Genomic DNA, 17,015 nt, shown 5'->3' on the forward strand with positions numbered 1-17,015 from the left:
ATGAGCAGCGTGTACGGTTCCGCGTCCGCCCGCCGGCCATGGCCACGGCCGGGCGCGGGCGCCGGGCGGGTGGCGGCCGGGGCGGCGGTCCTGGCCGTCGTGGCCCTGCTGCCCTGGCTGTCCCGGACCGATCCGGCCCTCACCGTGCTGCGGACCCGCTCCGCCGAGCAGGACCCCACACCGGCCGAACTCGCCGCCGTACGCGACGAGCTCGGACTGGACGAGGGGCCCCTCGCCCACTTCACCGCGTGGCTCGGCGGTCTGCCGCGCGGCGACGCCGGCACCTCCTGGGTGTCCGGGGAACCCGTGCTGCCGCAGGTCACCGCCGCGTTCGGGGTCTCGCTGACCCTCATGCTGGGGGCGCTCCTCGTCACCGTCCTGGTCGCCGCCGGAATCTGCGCCCGCACCCTGCGGCTCGGGGCGCGGCGCGAGCTCCGCGCGGAACGGTCCGGCACCACGGCGGCCGTGCTGGCCGCGCTGCCCAAGTTCCTCCTCGCCTCCCTGCTCGCCCTGGTCGGCGGGGTGTGGCTGGGCTGGTTCCCGTCGAGCGGGTGGGAGGGCCCGGCGTCGATGGTGCTGCCCGCGCTCGCCCTCGGCATCCCGTCGGGCGCGATGATCGGCGGGCTGCTCGACCAGGCGCTGCCGGCCGCGTTCCGCGAACCGTGGACCAGGACCTGGCACGCCGTCGGCTTCCCGCCCGGGCACGTCGCCCGGCACGCGCTGCGCCGCGCCCTGCCCGGCGTCCTGCCCCAACTGCTGCCGACCGTCGTCGCCCTGGTGGGCGGCGCGGTCGCGGTGGAGCGGATCTTCAACGTCCCCGGGCTCGGCCGGCTCGCCCTCGACGCCGCCCTCGCCCAGGACCTGCCGCCGCTCCAGACGGCGACCCTCACGCTCGTACTCCTCGGCACCGGCGCCGGTCTCCTCGTCCAGGCGCTGCGCCGTGCCCTCCTCGGACGTCCGCTGCGCGACGGCGCCCTGCCCGCCCTGCCCCCGCCGCCCGAGGCGACCACCGGACGCGCCCGGCGCCTCCTCGCCGCGGGGTGCGCCCTGGTCCTCGTCGCGCTCGTGGTGGCGGGTCTGCTGCGCGACCCCCTGCACGTCGACACGGCGGCGCGGCTCCTCCCGCCCGGCCCCGCCCAACCGCTGGGCACCGACGCCCTGGGACGCGACCTGCTCGCCCGGCTCGGCCACGGTGCGCTGCGAACCACCGGGGTGGCCCTCGCCGTGACCCTGGTCAGCGCCCTCACCGGGCTGCTCCTGGGCTTCCTGCCGCGTCTGACCGCCGGGCTGACCGAGGTGGTCGCGACGATCCCCGCCGTCCTCGCGGGACTCCTCGTGACGGCCGCCGCCGGCCCGTCGGTCTGGGGGGCCGCCTGCGCCGTCTGCGCCGTCGGATGGACCCCGTACGCGGCCCAGAGCGCCGCCCTGTACGAACAGGAGCGGGCGGGCGGCCACATCGCCGCCGCTCTCTCCCTGGGAGCGGGCAGGCTCCACCTGCTCCGCCGCCACTTGCTCCCCGCCCTCACCCGTCCCCTCCTGCGCAACGCGCTGCTGCGGTTGCCCACCACTGTCCTCGTCCTGGCTTCACTCGGCTTCCTCGGCCTCGGCGAGCAGCCCCCCGCCCCCGAGTGGGGCCGCCTGCTCTCCGAGAACCAGCCCTACGCCGAACTCGCCCCCTGGACCGTGCTCGCCCCGGCCGCCGCCCTCGTCCTCCTGTCCGTCCTCGCCGTCGCGGCCTCGGCCACCGCCCCCACATCTGTCCCGACCGCACGACCGTCAGTACCGAAGCCGTCCCCGACCCCGGAGAGGCACCCCTGAAAACGCTCACTGTTCCGGCGGCGTCCCGGACGCCCATCTGACGTCCCTCGGTCCCGCAGACACCCCGAAGTCCAGTTGCCTGGGCTGCCCTTTCACGGGGATGTCCAGTGACGGCCCGTCGTCGGCCAGGCGGGAACCCGGCGCCCGTGGCCGGATCGCTCCGCGTTACGGTCGAGGGGGCCCCGGGCGCCGTCCCGGCACCCGGGCCATCGTGCCGAAGCCGCTCGCACCGAGGAGACCGTCCGTTGGACACCGACCCCCTGCCCACCGACGGGGACACGTTCTGGCAGGAACGCCGGACCTGCTTCCTGACCACCCTTCGACCCGACGGCTCCCCGCACACCACCCCTGTCGGCGTCACCTACGACCCCGGGACACGCATCGCCCGCGTCATCACCGACGGCGGCAACAAGAAGGTCCGCAACATCCGCGCCGCCCTGGCCGCCGGCACCGAAGCCCGCGTCGCCGTCAGCCAGGCAGAAGGCCGCCGCTGGTCCACCCTGGAAGGCACCGCCGTCATCAAGGACGACCCCGCCTCCGTCGCCGACGCCGAACGCCGCTACACCGAGCGGTACAAGACCCCGCGGGTCAACCCCGACCGGGTCGTCATCGAGATCACCGTCACCCGCGCCCTCGGCCCCACCAAGCCCTCCGGCTGGTGACCCGCCCGGCACCGGGGCGGGCGCAATGGGCCAGGGTCCCCGGTTTCCGAAACCGGGGACCCTTCCGAGGATGGACGACACCACCGCCACGTCCCCGATCCCCGTGCCGTGGTGCCCCAGCCCCGTCACGTCCCGGGTGAAGCCCTCCTCGCCGGTGCGGGGATGCGGGCGGGTTTCCTCCCGGGGTGCCGTGCGGGGATGCGGGCGGGTGCGGATGTGCCCCTGACGGCGTGCTGTGCGGGGTGAACCCCCGACCCGGTAGCGGGACGATGGAAGCCGGGTCCGGGGTGGTTGTGTGGGGTCACTTCACGGCGCCGGCGGTGAGGCCCCGTGTGAGGGAACGCTGGAAGACGAGGAAGAAGACGACCATGGGGATGACGCCGAGGAGGGCCGCGGCGCTCAGGGAGGTGGGGTCGCTGGAGTACTGGCCCTGCAGGACGGACAGGCCGAGGGGGACGGTCTGGTTGTCGTTGGAGATGAGCAGGACGAGGGGGTAGAGGAACTCGTTCCAGCTCCAGACGAAGAAGAACACGCACATCACCGACAGGGTGGGCCAGCTCATGGGCAGAACGATGCGCCACAGGATGGTCCAGCGGCCGGCGCCGTCGAGGGAGGCGGCTTCGATGAGTTCCTTGGGGAAGCTCGCGAAGACGGAGGAGAGCAGGTAGGTGCCGAAGGCGCTGTAGGTGATGCCGACGAGGACGGTGTAGCCCAGCTTCCCGTCGTACAGGCCCATTTCCTTGAACAGGTAGTAGATGGGGTAGACGAGTCCTTCTTGCGGCAGGACGTTGATGCCGAGGAAGAAGACGAGGAATGCGGTGCGCCAGCGTACGCGGCCGATGCCGATGGCGTAGGCGTTGAAGAGGGCGAGGACGACGGCGATGAGGACGACGCCGAGGCTGATCTGGATGCTGTTGATCAGCTTCTGGGTGAACTCGACGCGTTCCCAGACGTCGCCGATGACGGCCCAGTTCCACTCCTCGGGCAGGGACAGGGAGCCGTTGGCCCGGTAGTCGGCCCCGGTCTTGAAGGAGTTGAGAAGGATGATGGCGAACGGGGAGAGGAAGGCGAGGACGAAGATGCTGACCGCCGCGATGACGGCGTAGGAGCCGGCTGCTCTCTTACGAGCGGGGTTCTTCCTGCGGGGCTTGGGGGCGGCGTGGCCGGCATGGGCCTGCTTGCGGGGGCCAGGCTGCGTGGTGGGTTCGGTGGTCATGGTCATCGTCATCCGTCCTCGCGGGCCTGGCGGGTGAGCATGGCTCCGGCGATGATCAGCACGAGCAGGGTGATCGTGGTGGAGACCGCTGATCCGTAGCCGACGTCGGCGCGCTCGAAGAAGTTCTGGTAGGCGAAGTACGCGGGGACAAGGGTGGAGTTTCCGGGGCCTCCCCCGGTGAGGACGAAGATCTGGGCGAAGACCTTCAGGCCGGCGATGGTGGTGGTGACGAGGACGACGTAGACCTCGGGGCGCAGGATGGGGACGGTGATGCGGGTGAACCGCTGCCACCATGTGGCGCCGTCGAGGGAGGCGGCTTCGTAGAGCTCGGGGTCGATGCGCTGGAGGCCGGACATGAACAGCACCAGGGGGTAGCCGAGCTGCATCCAGACGAGGACGCCCAGGACCATCCACAGGGCGAGGTCGGGGTCGCCGAGCCAGTTCTGGGTGAGGGAGGAGAGGCCGATCGTCTCCAGGATGCTGTTGATGGCGCCTTCGGGGGCGAGGATCCAGCCCCACATCAGGCCGGTGACAGCGACGGGGATGACCTGGGGCAGGTAGAGGCCGGAGCGGAAGACGCTGACGACGCCGTCGCCGTGCTTCTTGCCGATGTAGTCGAACAGCAGGGCCGCGAGGAAGAGGCCGAGGAGGGTGGGGACGACCGCGATGCCGATGATGACGAAGGCGATGTTGCGGAACGAGGCCCAGAAGTCGGCGTCCTGGAAGAGGCGGGTGTAGTTGTCCAGGCCCGTGAAGGCCGGGGTGCCGATGCCCTGCCATGCGGTGAGGCTGTAGTAGAAGGTCATCACCAGCGGGACGACGAGGAAGAGCAGGCTGAGCAGGAGGCCCGGTGCGAGGAAGACGGCGTACCCCGTCGACCGCGGGTGACGTGTGGTTTTCACTGTTGCTCCTGGGTGGGCGGGACGGCGTCCGCTGGGCGGTACGCCGTCCCCTGAACGGCGGAGGGTGCGGCCGCGGGGAGGCGGCCGGGGTGCCTCAGGACCTGGAGGCGACGTACTTGTCGTAGGGGGCGGCGAGCTCGTCCAGGACGGTGTGGGGCTTGGCGCCGTTCATCAGGTTCTGGGTGGAGGCGAGCCAGGTGTCGTAGTAGCCGGCGACGGGCCAGTCGGGGTAGAAGGCCAGGCCGCGGCCGTCCTGGGCTGCGTGGAAGGCGGTGACGAGGCCGCGGGTCTTGGCGTTGGTGACGGTGTCGGCCTTGACGGCCAGGGGCACGTTGCCCTCCTCGCCGATCAGCTTCTGGATCTTGTCCGACATGGTGATCTCGATGAAGTCCTCGGCGAGCTTCTTGTTCTTCGCCTTGGTGGGGATGACCCAGTTGTTGCCGCCGGAGCCGAGGGTCTTCTCGCTGCCCGGGTAGGGGGCGGTGGACCACTTGAAGTTCTTGGCGTCGGTGAGCAGGCCGCCGAACCACCAGTTGCCGCCGACCATGATCGGGCGCTTCTGGGAGATGAACTGCTCGGTCATGTTGTTGCCCTTGAGGCCGACGTCCTTCTTGTCGAAGTAGCCCTTGTCGACCCATTCCTTGTACTTGGTGGCCGCGTAGGTGAATTCGGGGCCGTGGAAGTCGACCTGGCCCTTGTAGAGCTGGTAGTTGTCCACCCAGGTGTCGTTGGCCTTGGACAGCGCCAGCAGGTACAGCCAGTGACCGGCGGGGTGGTCGTTGCCCGCGTTGGCGAGCGGGGTGATGCCGGCGGCCTTGAACGTGGCGAGGGCGGCCTCGAAGCTCGCGAAGTCGGTGGGCTTGGCGACGTTGTGCTTCTCGAACAGGTCGTCGTTGTAGTAGGTGAGGACGAACTCGCCGTAGTTGGGGACGCCGTACCACTTGTCGCCGCCCATTTCGCCGTTGGCGTCGTAGCGGGCGGTGACGGAGGCGCTCTCGCCGACCTTCTTGTCCCAGCCGCGTTCCTTGACGACGGCGGTGAGGTCGGTGAGCAGGCCCTGCTTGGCGAGGAGGCCGGTGGTGGCGTTGCCCTTGTTGTACTCCATGACGTCGGGCGCCTTGTCGGAGTTGAGGATCATGCCGGCGTTCTGCTGGATCTGCTCGAACGCCTTCTGCTCGAACTCGACCTTGACGCCGGGGTGGGTCCTCTTGAACTCCTCTATGGCCGCGGCCCACGCCTTGCCGAGCGCGCCGTCCTTGTCCTCGTAGTGCCACAGGCGCAGGGTGTTCGCGTCGCCTGCGGCGGTGTCGGAGCCGCCGCAGGCGGTCAGGGGGGCCAGGACGGCCAGGGCGGCGGCTGCGAGCAGGAGCGGCTTCGTGCGCCGGGCGATGTCGGTGGGCGGGTTGCTCATGGCTGTTTCCTTGGTGTGCGTCGTTGCGGCAAGGGGGGCGTGTCAGCGGGTGCGGCGGTGGACGCGGGCTTCCCACGGCTGCAGGGTGTGCGGGCTCGTGAGCGGCTGGGTGGCTGGGGTGTTGGCGATGAGGATGTCGCTGTGTTCCCAGCCGTGGGGCAGGTCGACGGTGAGGTCGGCTCCGCTGAAGTTGGCCAGGACGAGCAGTTCGGTGCCGGTGGTCGCGTCGTGGCGGGTGAAGGCGTAGAGCTGCTCGTGGTCGGGGTGGACCATGCGGAAATCGCCGTGGGTGAGAGCGGATTCGGTGTGCCGCAGGGCGATCAGGCGCCGGTAGTAGTGGAGGACGGAGTCGGGGTCGGCGAGCTGGGCCTTGGCGTTGACGTCCTTGTGGTCGGGGTTGACGGCGATCCAGGGGGTGCCGGTGGTGAAACCGGCGTGCTCGGTGGCGTCCCACTGCATCGGGGTGCGGGCGTTGTCCCGGCTGCGGTGGCGCAGGCCCTCGAGGATGTCGTCCTCGACGGCGCCGAGCTCCTGGCGGTCCCGGTAGTGGTTGAGCGACTCGATGTCCCGGAAGTCGCCGATCGAGGTGAAGGGGAAGTTGGCCATGGCCAGCTCTTCACCCTGGTAGATGTACGGGGTGCCGCGGTGCAGGTGCAGGACGGTGGCCAGCAGCTTGGCCGAGCGGTCGCGCCAGGCGGGGCTGTCGTCGCCGAAGCGGGAGACGACACGCGGCTGGTCGTGGTTGTTCCAGTACAGGCTGTTCCAGCCGGTCCTGCCCAGGCCGGTCTGCCAGCGTCCGAGGCTGGCCTTGAGGTCGGTCAGCTTCAGGGGCCGCAGGTCGAACTTGCCGCCGGGGCCGTGGTCGAGGCCGACGTGCTCGAACTGGAAGACCATGTCGACCTCGCGGCGGGCCGGGTCGGTGAAGAGCCTGGCCTCCTCGACGGTGACGCCGGGCATCTCGCCGACGGTCAGCAGCTTGCGCGGGTGGCCGGCGAAGACCTCGCGGTGCATCTCGGCCAGGTACTCGTGCACACGGGGCCCGCAGATGTAGTGGGGGCTGCCGTCGCCGAGCTGGGCGCCCTCGTGGACGATGCCGTCGGGCAGGCCGGGCGTCTTGGAGATGAGGTTGATGACGTCCATGCGGAAGCCGTCCACTCCCCGCTCCAGCCACCAGCGCATCATGCGGTGGACCGCCTGCCGGACCTCGGGGTTCTCCCAGTTGAGGTCGGGCTGCTTGCGGGAGAACAGGTGCAGGTAGTACTCGCCGCTGGCGGTGTCGTAGGTCCAGGCCGGGCCGGAGAAGAACGAGCCCCAGTTGTTGGGCTCCGCGCCCGGCGTGCCGGGCTCCATGCCGTCGCGGGCGGGACGCCAGATGTACCAGTCGCGCTTGTCGCCGGCGGGCCCGCCGTCACGGGAGGCGGCGAACCAGGGGTGCTCGTCACTGGTGTGGTTGACGACGAGGTCCATGACGAGCTTCATGCCGCGCTCGTGGACGGCGGCCAGAAGGCGGTCGAAGTCGGCCAGGGTCCCGAAGAGCGGGTCGATGTCCTGGTAGTCGCTGATGTCGTACCCGTTGTCGTCGTGCGGGGACGGGTAGACCGGGGAGAGCCACAGGACGTCGACGCCGAGCTGGGAGAGGTAGTCGAGGCGTTCGATGATGCCTTGCAGGTCTCCGATGCCGTCGGCGTCGGAGTCGGCGAAGCTGCGAGGGTAGATCTGGTAGACCACCGCGTTGCTCCACCAGGAGTCGGCGGGACCGGGCGAGTTCTCAGGCACGTCAGAACCTCATTGTGATTGCTCGATTACCGAGAGCGACTAGTCGGGAGGGTGCGGTCACAAGGTCGGGCGGTGGCGGTACGGGTTCTAGGAGAGGGTCGCGCCGACCGCGTCACGGATGACCAGACAGGCCGCTCCGCGCGCCCACAGGTCGTGCCGCACCGGATCGACGTGGATCTGGCAGTCCCTGGCCGCGGTGGAGAAGGCGTGGGCTTCGAGGGCCTGGGTCAGGGCGGGGCCGAAGAGGTCGTAGGCGACCGCTCCCTCCCCGGCGAGGATGATCTTCTGCAGGTTGAGCAGGTTGCACATGCCGGCCAGCCCCCGTCCCAGCGCGGTTCCGGCTTCGGCGAAGGCGGAGAGGGCGACGTTGCGGGCCGCGGCCGTTCCCGAGCGGGCGAGGGTGATCGCATCCCCGATGGAGGCGCAGGGGAAGCCCGCGTCCTGGAGGTGGCGCAGGACGGCGCGGTCTCCGGCGAGTGCCTCCAGGCAACCGCGGCGGCCGCAGCCGCACATGGGGCCGGCCGGGTCCAGCGGCATGTGGCCGAGCTCACCGGCCAGGCCGGTGGCGCCGGAGAACAGGCTGCCGTTGAGGAGCAGTCCGCATCCGACACCGGGGCCGACGGTGACGACGGCGAAGGAGTCGATGTCGCGCCCCTCGCCGAACCAGCGTTCGGCGACGACGAGGGTGTTGACGTCGTTGTTCACGACGACCGGCAGTCCGGTCGCCTCCTGGAGGGGGCCGGCCACGTCGACCTTGTTCCAGTCGAGCAGGGCCGAGTAGCGGCAGACCCCGGCCGCCGAGTCGACGTGACCGCTGACTCCGACTCCGAGGCCGAGCACCCTGTCCGCCGCTTCGGGCGCCCGGGAGAGGAGCCTGCCGGTCAGGGTTGCCGCGGCGGACAGGGCGGTTTGGGGGGTGCAGTCGGCGATGGGCTCCTCGTCGCGGGCCAGCACGTTGGCCGCCATGTCGGTGACCACACCGGAGACCTGCGCGGGGCCGATCTTCATGCCGACGACGATGTGCTTGTCCGGGTTGACGTGCAGCATCTTCTGCGGGCGGCCCCGCCCCTGGGGGGCCGTATCGTCCTCCTCCCGCAGGTATCCGTGCTCCAGCAGGGGCGGGAGCATCCGGGTCACACTGGAGGGCACGAGGCCCAGGCGCTGCGCGAGCTGGGTACGCGAGATGGGCCCTGCGGTGAGCACGGTCGCGAAGATCTCCGCGCGGGTCTGCTCACCGACAAGCTCCGAGAAACGGATCTTGGACGGACTCATCACTCATGCCTCCAGGGCTGACGTCGTTCAGGGGCGCTCGGGCCGGGTGGTCACCGTCGGACTCGACGGCGCGGTCACCACCTTCGCGAGAGTACGGCGACCGCCATGGCGACCCCTTCGCTTCCCACTGTCCGCCGGTCACCCGCTGCGGGGCCGACTGCCCATGCCAGGAGTCTGCGCCCCGCGTTTTTATTGCGTCAAGGAAGAAAACTTCGTGTTACGTAACCGTGATACAGGTCACCAGCTCGTCACTCGGCTGGCGATTTGCACGTAATGCCCGGCTGGTCCGAAGGGTGCATCGGGTCGGCGAAGAAAGATCTTGTCCATTTCATTGACACGGCGAAGAAATGACGGGACGTTATCCGGCAACCGCAGACCGTCGGGCAACCGTCGGAACCCCGGCCTCCCATGGCCTCGGCCTCCGCCCGTGACCCGGGCTCGGCGGGTGTCCCGCAGAAGGCCCCCAAGCCCCGTACGGCCGGCCGGCACCACCCCTCCGGCCCCCGCGAACGCCTCGGACCGTCTGCCGAAGAGCTGCTCACCGAACGAAAGGATCCCTGCTCCCGCCGCCCACGCGGCTTCACCCGCGACCCGGCCGCGGCCCTGGTACGCCGGCCGCGACCCGGCAGGCGCGGCACCACGGCCTCCTGCGCATGCCCGCCCTCCACGCGGCGCAGGCAGCGGGCCGCCCGCCCTGCCGGCCCGACACCGGGGCGCGCTCCCCCGCGCCCCGGACCTCCGCACCCCTTCGTCGTAAGGAATCCGCATGCCCGCAAGCAGACTGAGCCGCCTGGCTTCAGGCGCCGCCGGCCTGGCGCTGGCCCTGGCGTCGGTCGTCGTGCCCGCCGGCTCGTCGACGGCCGCCTCCCCCGTCACCGGTGCCGCGATCACCACCGCCGACACGGCGCAGCTCAAGACGTGGTGGCACGACAACCACAAGTTCAACACCACCAGCCCGGTGGCCAACGACAAGGTGCGGCGCTCGTCGTTCTACGACGTGCAGGTCGCCACCGCAGCGGCCCCCGACACCCGGTACGACTCCTTCACCTACATGAGCATCCCGCGCAGCGGGAAGGGCAAGATCGGCTACACCAAGGAGGACGGCGCCGAGTTCTCGTCGTCGGCGAACCTGACGATGAGCTGGTCGTCCTTCCAGTACTCCGCCGACACCTGGGTCGACGTCTCCCTGCGCACCGGACAGAGCGTCTCCTCGGCCGACCAGGTCAAGATCAGGCCCAGCAGCCTGAACTTCACCAAGCAGCTCGTCGACAGCGACACCGTCCGCATCAAGGTGCCCTTCAACCAGGCGGGCCACCGCTTCTCCGTGGAGTTCGAGCCGCAGCTCTACACGGCGTACAACGACATGTCCGGCCCCGCGAACGACGCCGGCAAGCTCACCACCGCCTCCGGCGGCGGCAACAGGGCCATCCACACCGAGCCCCGCAACTCCATGATGATCTTCGCCGAGCCGACGCCGACCGGCGCCGAGCAGGACCGTCTGGTCCCCACCGCGGCTTCGGGCAGCACCTACTACCCGCCGCAGGGCCAGGTCACCAACCTGAACACGATCACCGAGGAAATCGTGTACTTCCGACCCGGCACCTACTACATGACCTCCAAGTACCACGCCCTGCTGCCCAAGCAGGTCAAGTGGGTCTACCTCGCGCCCGGGGCGTACGTGAAGGGCGCCGTCCGGTTCCCGGACGACAGCCAGGGCCTGTACAGGGTGACCGGCTACGGCGTGCTCTCGGGTGAGCAGTACGTCTACGAGGCGGACACCAACAACAACTACGACCACCTCTCCGGTGCGTCGAACTGTCACTCCAGCTGTGTGAAGATGCTGCAGTTCGCCTCGGCCCAGGGCCGTCAGCAGCACCTCGACCTGCAGGGCGTCACGGTCAACGAGCCGCCCTACCACTCCTTCGTCGTCTACGGCGACGAGCAGACGTTCAGCATGCGCGTCGAGAACTACAAGCAGGTCGGCTCCTGGTACTGGCAGACCGACGGCATCGAGCTCTACCGCGGCAGCACCATGAAGAACACGTTCTTCAACGCCAACGACGACGTCCTGAAGATGTACCACAGCGACGTCAGCATCGATAACACCGTCATCTGGAAGAACGAGAACGGCCCCGTCGTCCAGTGGGGCTGGACCCCCCGCAACATCGACAACGTCCGCGTGTCCAACACCCACGTCATCCACAACCGGATGTACTGGAAGGACGTCAAGTACAACACCTGCATCCTCAACTCCTCCTCCCACTGGGAGGACATGGGCTCGACCACCAAGGCCGACCCCAACACGTGGGTGAAGAACATGACCTTCGAGAACATCACCGTCGAAGGCATGACCAACTGCGCCATCCGCGTCTTCGCCCTCTCCAGCTCCGAGAACATCCACGTCAAGAACCTCAGGATCGACGCCTGGAGTCACCTCGACCCCTCCTCCCAGGTCAGCCTCCTCAAGCGGTACTCCAACCCTTCCGGCCAGAAGGTGACCCTCGGCAACGAGACGGGCCAGAGCCGCGGCTTGAAGCTGGAGAACTACACCGTCGGCGGCACCGTCATCGACAAGGCCGGCACCAACTGGGGCGCGGACAAGCTCGGCCGCCTGGGCTTCGACGCCGAGAACTGGGACAACTGGAATGCCTGGGGCACCGGCGGCGACAACCCCGGCCCCGGGCCGGTGACCGGCGGGAAGATCGTCAGCGGCGCCACCGGCAAGTGCGTCGACCGCGCCGGGAACGGTACCGCCAACGGCACCGCCATCCAGCAGTGGGCCTGCGCCGACGCGCCGTCCATGGCCTGGGCCCTGGACGGTCGGCAGCTCAAGTCCGGTGGCAAGTGTCTGGACGTCGAGGGCGGTTACACCGCCAACGGCACCAAGGCCCATCTGTGGGACTGCGGCACCTGGGACAGCCAGAAGTGGGCCTTCCAGGCCGACGGCACCCTGAAGAACCTCAAGTCCGGCCGGTGCCTGGACATCACCGCCCAGAGCACCGCCGACGGCGCCCGCCTGCACCTGTGGGACTGCGGCACCTGGAACAGCCAGAAGTGGGCACTCACCGTCTGACCACCCCCTGCGGGCGGCCGCCGGCGCACCGACCCGGTCGGCGGCAGCCGCTCCCCACCGAGCGCCACCGAGAGAGGGGCACCACCGTGGAAACACCCCCCCGATTCCAGGCACGGGTCCTGGGCCTGTTCCGGATCGTGCTCGGCCTGCTGTTCGCCTGCCACGGAGCCGCGACGCTCTTCGGTGTCCTCGGCGGCGGCCACGGCCAGCCCCCCACCCCCGGTCAGTGGCCCGGATGGTGGGCGGCGGTCATCCAGCTCGCCGGCGGCGCGCTGGTGCTGCTCGGCCTCGGCACCCGGCCCGCGGCCCTGCTCTGCTCGGGCTCCATGGCCTACGCCTACTTCGTCCACCACCAGCCCGACGGGCTGTTCCCGCTGGAGAACGGCGGCGAGTCGGCGGCCCTGTTCTGCTGGGCCTTCCTCCTCATCGCCGCCCTCGGCCCCGGCCGGTGGACCCTGACCGAGCTGCCGGCGCTCGCCGGCCGGCTCACCCACCGCAACCGCGAGGAGGTCACCACCCGCAACCGGATCTGAGCCACACCCGAACAACTGAATGTCATGTGCACATAAAACCGCTTGACCGGCGGTCCCCCGACACACGGAGGAACAGCACGATGAACATCGCACCCGCCACACCGACCCGCCGCACGGCCGTCAGCGCCGGCGTCCTCGCCACCGGCCTGCTGTGCCTGCTGCCCATGGCGCCCACGGCGTCCGCCCACGGCACGGTCATCGCCCCCCAGACCCGCAACTACGGCTGCCTGCAGCGGTGGGGCTACACCGAGCCGAACGAGGCCCAGGATCCCATGTGCTACCGGACCTACCACGAGAACGCCAACGCCATCGGCGCGTGGAAGGCCGTCTACGCCAACAACACCGGCGACAACTACAAGCAGGTCATCCCCGACGGCCAGATCTGCAGCGCCGGCGGCCAGGGCGAGACGAACTACCGCCCCCTCGACCGCCCCGGCCCGTGGATCACCACCCCCCTCGACGACAACTTCACCGTCGACATCTACGACGAGGCCCGCCACGGCGCCGACTGGCTCGAGGTCTACGTCACCAAACAGGGCTTCAACCCCGAGTACCAGCTCATCGGCTGGAACGACCTCGAACTCGTCAAGAAGACCGGCCGCTACCCCTACCAGCCGCACTACGTCACCGACGTCTCGACGTCGGGCTACAGCGGCCGCCACGTCGTGGTGACCGTATGGAAGGCGTCGCACATGGACCAGAAGTACTTCCTGTGCAGCGACGTCGACTTCGGCTGACCCGGGCCCAGGCCGGCTGAGCAGGCTCCGCAGGCCGCCCAGCGGCCTGCGGAGCCCCGGCCTTCCGTCCCCTCCCCGCGCGCCTCCGCCACGGACATCCCGAGGACCGCCGATGACCAGTCCCTCCAGCCCCGCCGACGGCCCCTCGCCCGCACCGAGTACCGCACCCCGCTCACGCCCGCGAACGGCCCTGCGCGAGCGGCTCGTCCCGCTCGCGCTCAGCTACCGCCACGCCGGAAGCGCCGTATTGCGCGCCAGCGTCGGAGTCGTCTACTGCTGGTTCGGCGTCCTCAAGCTCTTTCCCGGCGCCAGCGCGGCCGAGACCGTCGCCGTCAAGGCCGTGACCGAGCTGACGCTCGGACTGCTGCCCGCCGACGTCTGCCTGACGCTGCTCGCCCTCGCCGAAGTGGCCATCGGCCTGTGCCTGGTCACCGGCCGCTTCCTCCGCACCGCCCTGAGTGCCTTCTTCCTCCACATGGCCGGCGTGTTCGCCGCGCTGGTCCTTCTGGCCGGAGACATGTGGAGTACCTACGGCCTCGTCCCCACGCTCGAAGGCCAGTACGTCATCAAGAACATCGTCCTCGTCGCCGCGGGCCTGTTCGTCGCGGCGGACGAGCTCACCCGCTGAGCCCCCCGTCCCCACCGCACCCCACACCCACCAGGAGCCCGAGTGGGCAGCACCGTCACCCTGCGCAACGTCGTCAAGATCTACCCCGGCGGCCGGCCGGCGCTACGCCAGGTCTCGCTGACCGTGGGCGCCGGCGAGTTCCTCGTCCTGCTCGGCCCCTCCGGCTGCGGCAAGTCCACGCTCCTGCGCATGATCGCCGGCCTCGAGACCATCACCGAAGGCGAACTCCACCTCGACGGCATCCTGGCCAACGACCTCGACCCCGGCGAACGCGACACCGCGATGATCTTCCAGAGCTTCGCCCTCCACCCCAACATGACCGCCGCCGAGCACATCGCCTTCCCCCTCGCCGTCCAGAAGCAGGACCCCGCCCAGGTCTCCCAGCGCGTCGAATCCGCGGCACACGCACTCGGAATCAGCCACCTCATGGAACGCCTGCCCAGCCGCCTGTCCGGCGGAGAGCGACAGCGCGTCGCCATGGGCCGGGCCACCGTCCGCCGGCCCTCGGTGTTCCTCCTGGACGAGCCGCTCTCCAGCCTCGACGCCAGACTCCGCACGCGCCTGCGCCTGGAGATCCTCTCCACCGTCCGCAAGAGCGGTGCCACCACCATCTACGTGACCCACGACCAGTCCGAAGCCATGGCCCTGGGCGACCGCGTCGCCGTCCTGCGCGACGGCATCCTCCAGCAGGTCGACACCCCCCAGGGCCTCTACACCCTGCCCGCCAACGCCTTCGTCGCCTCCTTCGTCGGCACCCCCCGCATCAGTCTCATCCACGGGAGCGTCCACACCCCCATGGGTGGCGACATGGCCATCAGCCTCGGCGCGCAGCAGCTCAGCCTCCCCATGCCCCTGTCCCGCGACCACCAGATGCTCCGCGTCATGCAGGGCAGCCCCCTGCTCATCGGACTGCGCCCCGAAGCGGTCCGCATCGCCGAACACACCCAGGCCGGCCACTTCGAACGCCCCCTCACCGGCATCGTCGAACACGTCGAGTTCCAGGGACACGAAACCCTTGTCCACCTCACGGTGGGGGGACGAGCCGCCGACGTACCAGACCAAGCGGTGCCCGAACTCTCGCCCCGTCCGACCCGCAGAAGCACGGCCGGCCCGCCCCAGCGGTTCGTCCGGCGCGCCACCTCCTTCTTCACCCTGCAGCACCGCGCCGCCGGGCGACACCACCCACCGCCGCCGGCCGCACCCACCAGAAACAGAGGCGAAGTCGTCGTCCGCGCCGACACCCGCAGCGTCCACCAACGCGGCCAGCACGTGCCCCTCCTCGTCGACGTCCGCAACCTCTTCGTCTTCGACGCCCGGGGCGAGCGCGTCAGCCCCGACCCCACCCACGTACCTGAGCTGTAGGTACGGGCAGCCGCGCCTCATTGTTCTCCTGCTCGCACACGAAAACCCCAGCTCAGTGCGCCCTCCCCCGCGCCTTCAGTCGGGTGTTGGGGAGTTCCGGGGCCGGCAGTGGAGCGCCGGCGTAGCCCGTGACCTCGCCGAAGCGGGTGCCGGACATCCAGTCCTCGCGGGCCTGGCGGATCTCCTCGTCCGTGCGGCCGACGAAGTTCCACCACATGACGATCTCCTCGCCGAACGGGGGGCCGCCGAGGAGGACGGCCCTGGCCGGGGTGGGAGCGGTGTTGGTGAGAGTGAGGGTGGGGCGGCCGGGGGCGGTGTAGCCGAGGTCGGCGGGGTGGAGGGGGGTGCCGGAGAGGTCGAGGGTGCCCTCGTCGACGAGGAGGCCGTGTTCGAAGGCGGGGTCGACGGGGAGCGTGAGGGTGGCGCCGGGGGCGAGGCGGAGTTCCGCGCCGAGGAGGGGGGTGAAGGTGCGGACGGGGGAGGTCGTGCCGGCGAGGGTGCCGAGGAAGACGCGGATCTCGGCGCCGTCGCGGTGCACCGGTTCGGGGACGTGGTGCTGGAAGTCGCGGGGGGCGTGGCGGTGGGCGCCGGGGAGGGCGACCCAGAGCTGGACGCCGTGCAGGACGGTGGTGGCGGGGGTGGAGACCTCGGAGTGGCTGATGCCGTGCCCGCCGGTCATGAGGTTGACCTCGCCGGGGCGGACGAAGGCGTGGGTGCCCAGGCTGTCGCGGTGCTCGATCTCGCCGGTGAACAGCCAGCTCACGGTCTGCAGGCCGGTGTGGGGGTGGGGTGCGACGTCCATGCCGCCGGAGGTGGCGACCTCGTCGGGGCCGTAGTGGTCGGCGAAGCACCAGGCGCCGATGAGGGTACGGGAGCGCTGGGGCAGGGTCCGTCGCACGGTCATCGCCCGGGGGCCGCCCAGGGGGACCTCTCGGGCGGTCAGCACCTCGACCTCGACATGGCTCATTTCCGGCCCCTTCGCACCCTGCTTAGTTTTCATTTCAACAACTTGGGATGATCATAGCCCTGACGAGGGTTCCTTACAGGAGCCGGCGGAACAAGGCCCGCCGGGGTGGCGAAGGAGTACGGCATGGACGGCACGGCGGGAACCCGAGCACGGCGGGTCTTCGTGGACAAGCAGAGCCCCAAGGCGTACCACGCCCTGGTGCAGACGGCCGAGGCGGTGCGGGCGACCGCGGCCGACGCGGGGCTCGACCGGATCCTGGTCGAACTGGTCAATCTGCGCGTCTCCCAGATCAACGGCTGCGCCGCCTGCCTCGACGTGCACACCCGGGCCGCGCTGCGCGCCGGCGAGACGACCCGGCGCCTCGGGGTGCTGCCCGCCTGGCGGGACACCGAGCTGTTCACGCCCCGGGAGCGGGCCGCGCTGGGCCTGGCCGAGGCGGTGACCGACCCCGCCGACGCCCTCGCCCAGGAACGGGCGTACGCCGAGGCGCGCGAGGTGCTGGACGAGGAGGTGCTCTCGGCCGTGATCTGGGTCGCGATCACCATCAACGCGTTCAACCGGGTATCGATCCTCAGCAAGCACCCCGTACGCGAGTCGCCCCAGGCGTGAGCGACGCCGCCCCCGGGCGCACAGGCCCGGGGGCGGCGCGTCCCGCGTC

Annotated in this window: 14 protein-coding genes; 8 read left to right on the forward strand and 6 right to left on the reverse strand. The window is 70.3% G+C overall.

What is annotated here, in order from left to right:
• Both ACFY60_RS27970 and ACFY60_RS27975 read left to right on the forward strand, forming a co-directional pair.
• The gene (locus tag ACFY60_RS27970) at window positions 1-1,818 is read left to right on the forward strand and encodes an ABC transporter permease subunit (protein WP_388616331.1); all 1,818 of its coding nucleotides are present in this window, start codon (window positions 1-3) and stop codon (window positions 1,816-1,818) included.
• Window positions 1,819-2,063: 245 nt separating this feature from the next.
• Window positions 2,064-2,480 carry a TIGR03618 family F420-dependent PPOX class oxidoreductase gene (locus ACFY60_RS27975; protein ID WP_388616334.1) on the forward strand — a complete coding sequence of 139 codons (417 nt, stop codon included), beginning with the start codon at window positions 2,064-2,066 and terminating at the stop codon, window positions 2,478-2,480.
• 301 nt (window positions 2,481-2,781) lie between these two features.
• Here ACFY60_RS27975 and ACFY60_RS27980 read toward each other — a convergent pair whose 3' ends face one another.
• The 5 genes from ACFY60_RS27980 to ACFY60_RS28000 form a co-directional block, all read right to left on the reverse strand.
• Complete coding sequence (locus ACFY60_RS27980; RefSeq protein ID WP_388616505.1) at window positions 2,782-3,696, reverse strand: carbohydrate ABC transporter permease; 915 nt, start codon at window positions 3,694-3,696, stop codon at window positions 2,782-2,784.
• A gap of 8 nt (window positions 3,697-3,704) precedes the next feature.
• On the reverse strand, window positions 3,705-4,598 hold the full coding sequence (locus ACFY60_RS27985) for a carbohydrate ABC transporter permease (RefSeq protein WP_388616337.1): 894 nt from the start codon (window positions 4,596-4,598) through the stop codon (window positions 3,705-3,707).
• Window positions 4,599-4,692: 94 nt separating this feature from the next.
• Window positions 4,693-6,009: an ABC transporter substrate-binding protein gene (locus ACFY60_RS27990; RefSeq protein WP_388616340.1), complete on the reverse strand. Its 1,317-nt coding sequence runs from the start codon at window positions 6,007-6,009 to the stop codon at window positions 4,693-4,695.
• Window positions 6,010-6,051: 42 nt separating this feature from the next.
• The gene (locus ACFY60_RS27995; RefSeq protein ID WP_388616343.1) at window positions 6,052-7,785 is read right to left on the reverse strand and encodes an alpha-glucosidase; all 1,734 of its coding nucleotides are present in this window, start codon (window positions 7,783-7,785) and stop codon (window positions 6,052-6,054) included.
• A gap of 87 nt (window positions 7,786-7,872) precedes the next feature.
• Window positions 7,873-9,057, reverse strand: a complete 1,185-nt coding sequence (locus ACFY60_RS28000) for an ROK family protein (protein ID WP_388616346.1) — start codon at window positions 9,055-9,057, stop codon at window positions 7,873-7,875.
• Window positions 9,058-9,823: 766 nt separating this feature from the next.
• On the opposite strand from ACFY60_RS28000, the gene ACFY60_RS28005 reads away from it, so the two are divergent.
• The 5 genes from ACFY60_RS28005 (at window position 9,824) to ACFY60_RS28025 (ending at window position 15,390) form a co-directional block, all read left to right on the forward strand.
• On the forward strand, window positions 9,824-12,130 hold the full coding sequence (locus ACFY60_RS28005) for a family 49 glycosyl hydrolase (RefSeq protein ID WP_388616348.1): 2,307 nt from the start codon (window positions 9,824-9,826) through the stop codon (window positions 12,128-12,130).
• 86 nt (window positions 12,131-12,216) lie between these two features.
• A complete protein-coding gene (locus ACFY60_RS28010) occupies window positions 12,217-12,663 on the forward strand; it encodes a DoxX family protein (RefSeq protein WP_388616351.1) in 447 nt (148 codons plus the stop codon).
• An 80-nt stretch (window positions 12,664-12,743) separates the two neighbouring features.
• On the forward strand, window positions 12,744-13,400 hold the full coding sequence (locus ACFY60_RS28015; RefSeq protein ID WP_388616355.1) for a lytic polysaccharide monooxygenase: 657 nt from the start codon (window positions 12,744-12,746) through the stop codon (window positions 13,398-13,400).
• A 112-nt stretch (window positions 13,401-13,512) separates the two neighbouring features.
• Window positions 13,513-14,028 (forward strand): hypothetical protein, encoded by a 516-nt coding sequence (locus ACFY60_RS28020; protein ID WP_388616358.1) that lies wholly within the window; start codon window positions 13,513-13,515, stop codon window positions 14,026-14,028.
• A gap of 42 nt (window positions 14,029-14,070) precedes the next feature.
• Entirely contained in the window at window positions 14,071-15,390 is a 1,320-nt protein-coding gene (locus ACFY60_RS28025; protein ID WP_388616361.1) for an ABC transporter ATP-binding protein, read from the forward strand.
• Window positions 15,391-15,442: 52 nt separating this feature from the next.
• Here the strand turns inward: ACFY60_RS28025 and ACFY60_RS28030 are convergent, their stop codons facing one another.
• On the reverse strand, window positions 15,443-16,357 hold the full coding sequence (locus ACFY60_RS28030) for a pirin family protein (RefSeq protein ID WP_388616363.1): 915 nt from the start codon (window positions 16,355-16,357) through the stop codon (window positions 15,443-15,445).
• Window positions 16,358-16,480: 123 nt separating this feature from the next.
• Between ACFY60_RS28030 and ACFY60_RS28035 the strand changes: the two genes are divergently transcribed.
• Window positions 16,481-16,966, forward strand: coding sequence for a carboxymuconolactone decarboxylase family protein (locus tag ACFY60_RS28035; protein ID WP_388616366.1), 486 nt, complete (start codon window positions 16,481-16,483; stop codon window positions 16,964-16,966).
• Window positions 16,967-17,015 lie beyond the last annotated feature (49 nt).

Source organism: Streptomyces sp. NPDC012827, assembly GCF_042900905.1.
Taxonomy (GTDB): domain Bacteria; phylum Actinomycetota; class Actinomycetes; order Streptomycetales; family Streptomycetaceae; genus Streptomyces; species Streptomyces gulbargensis.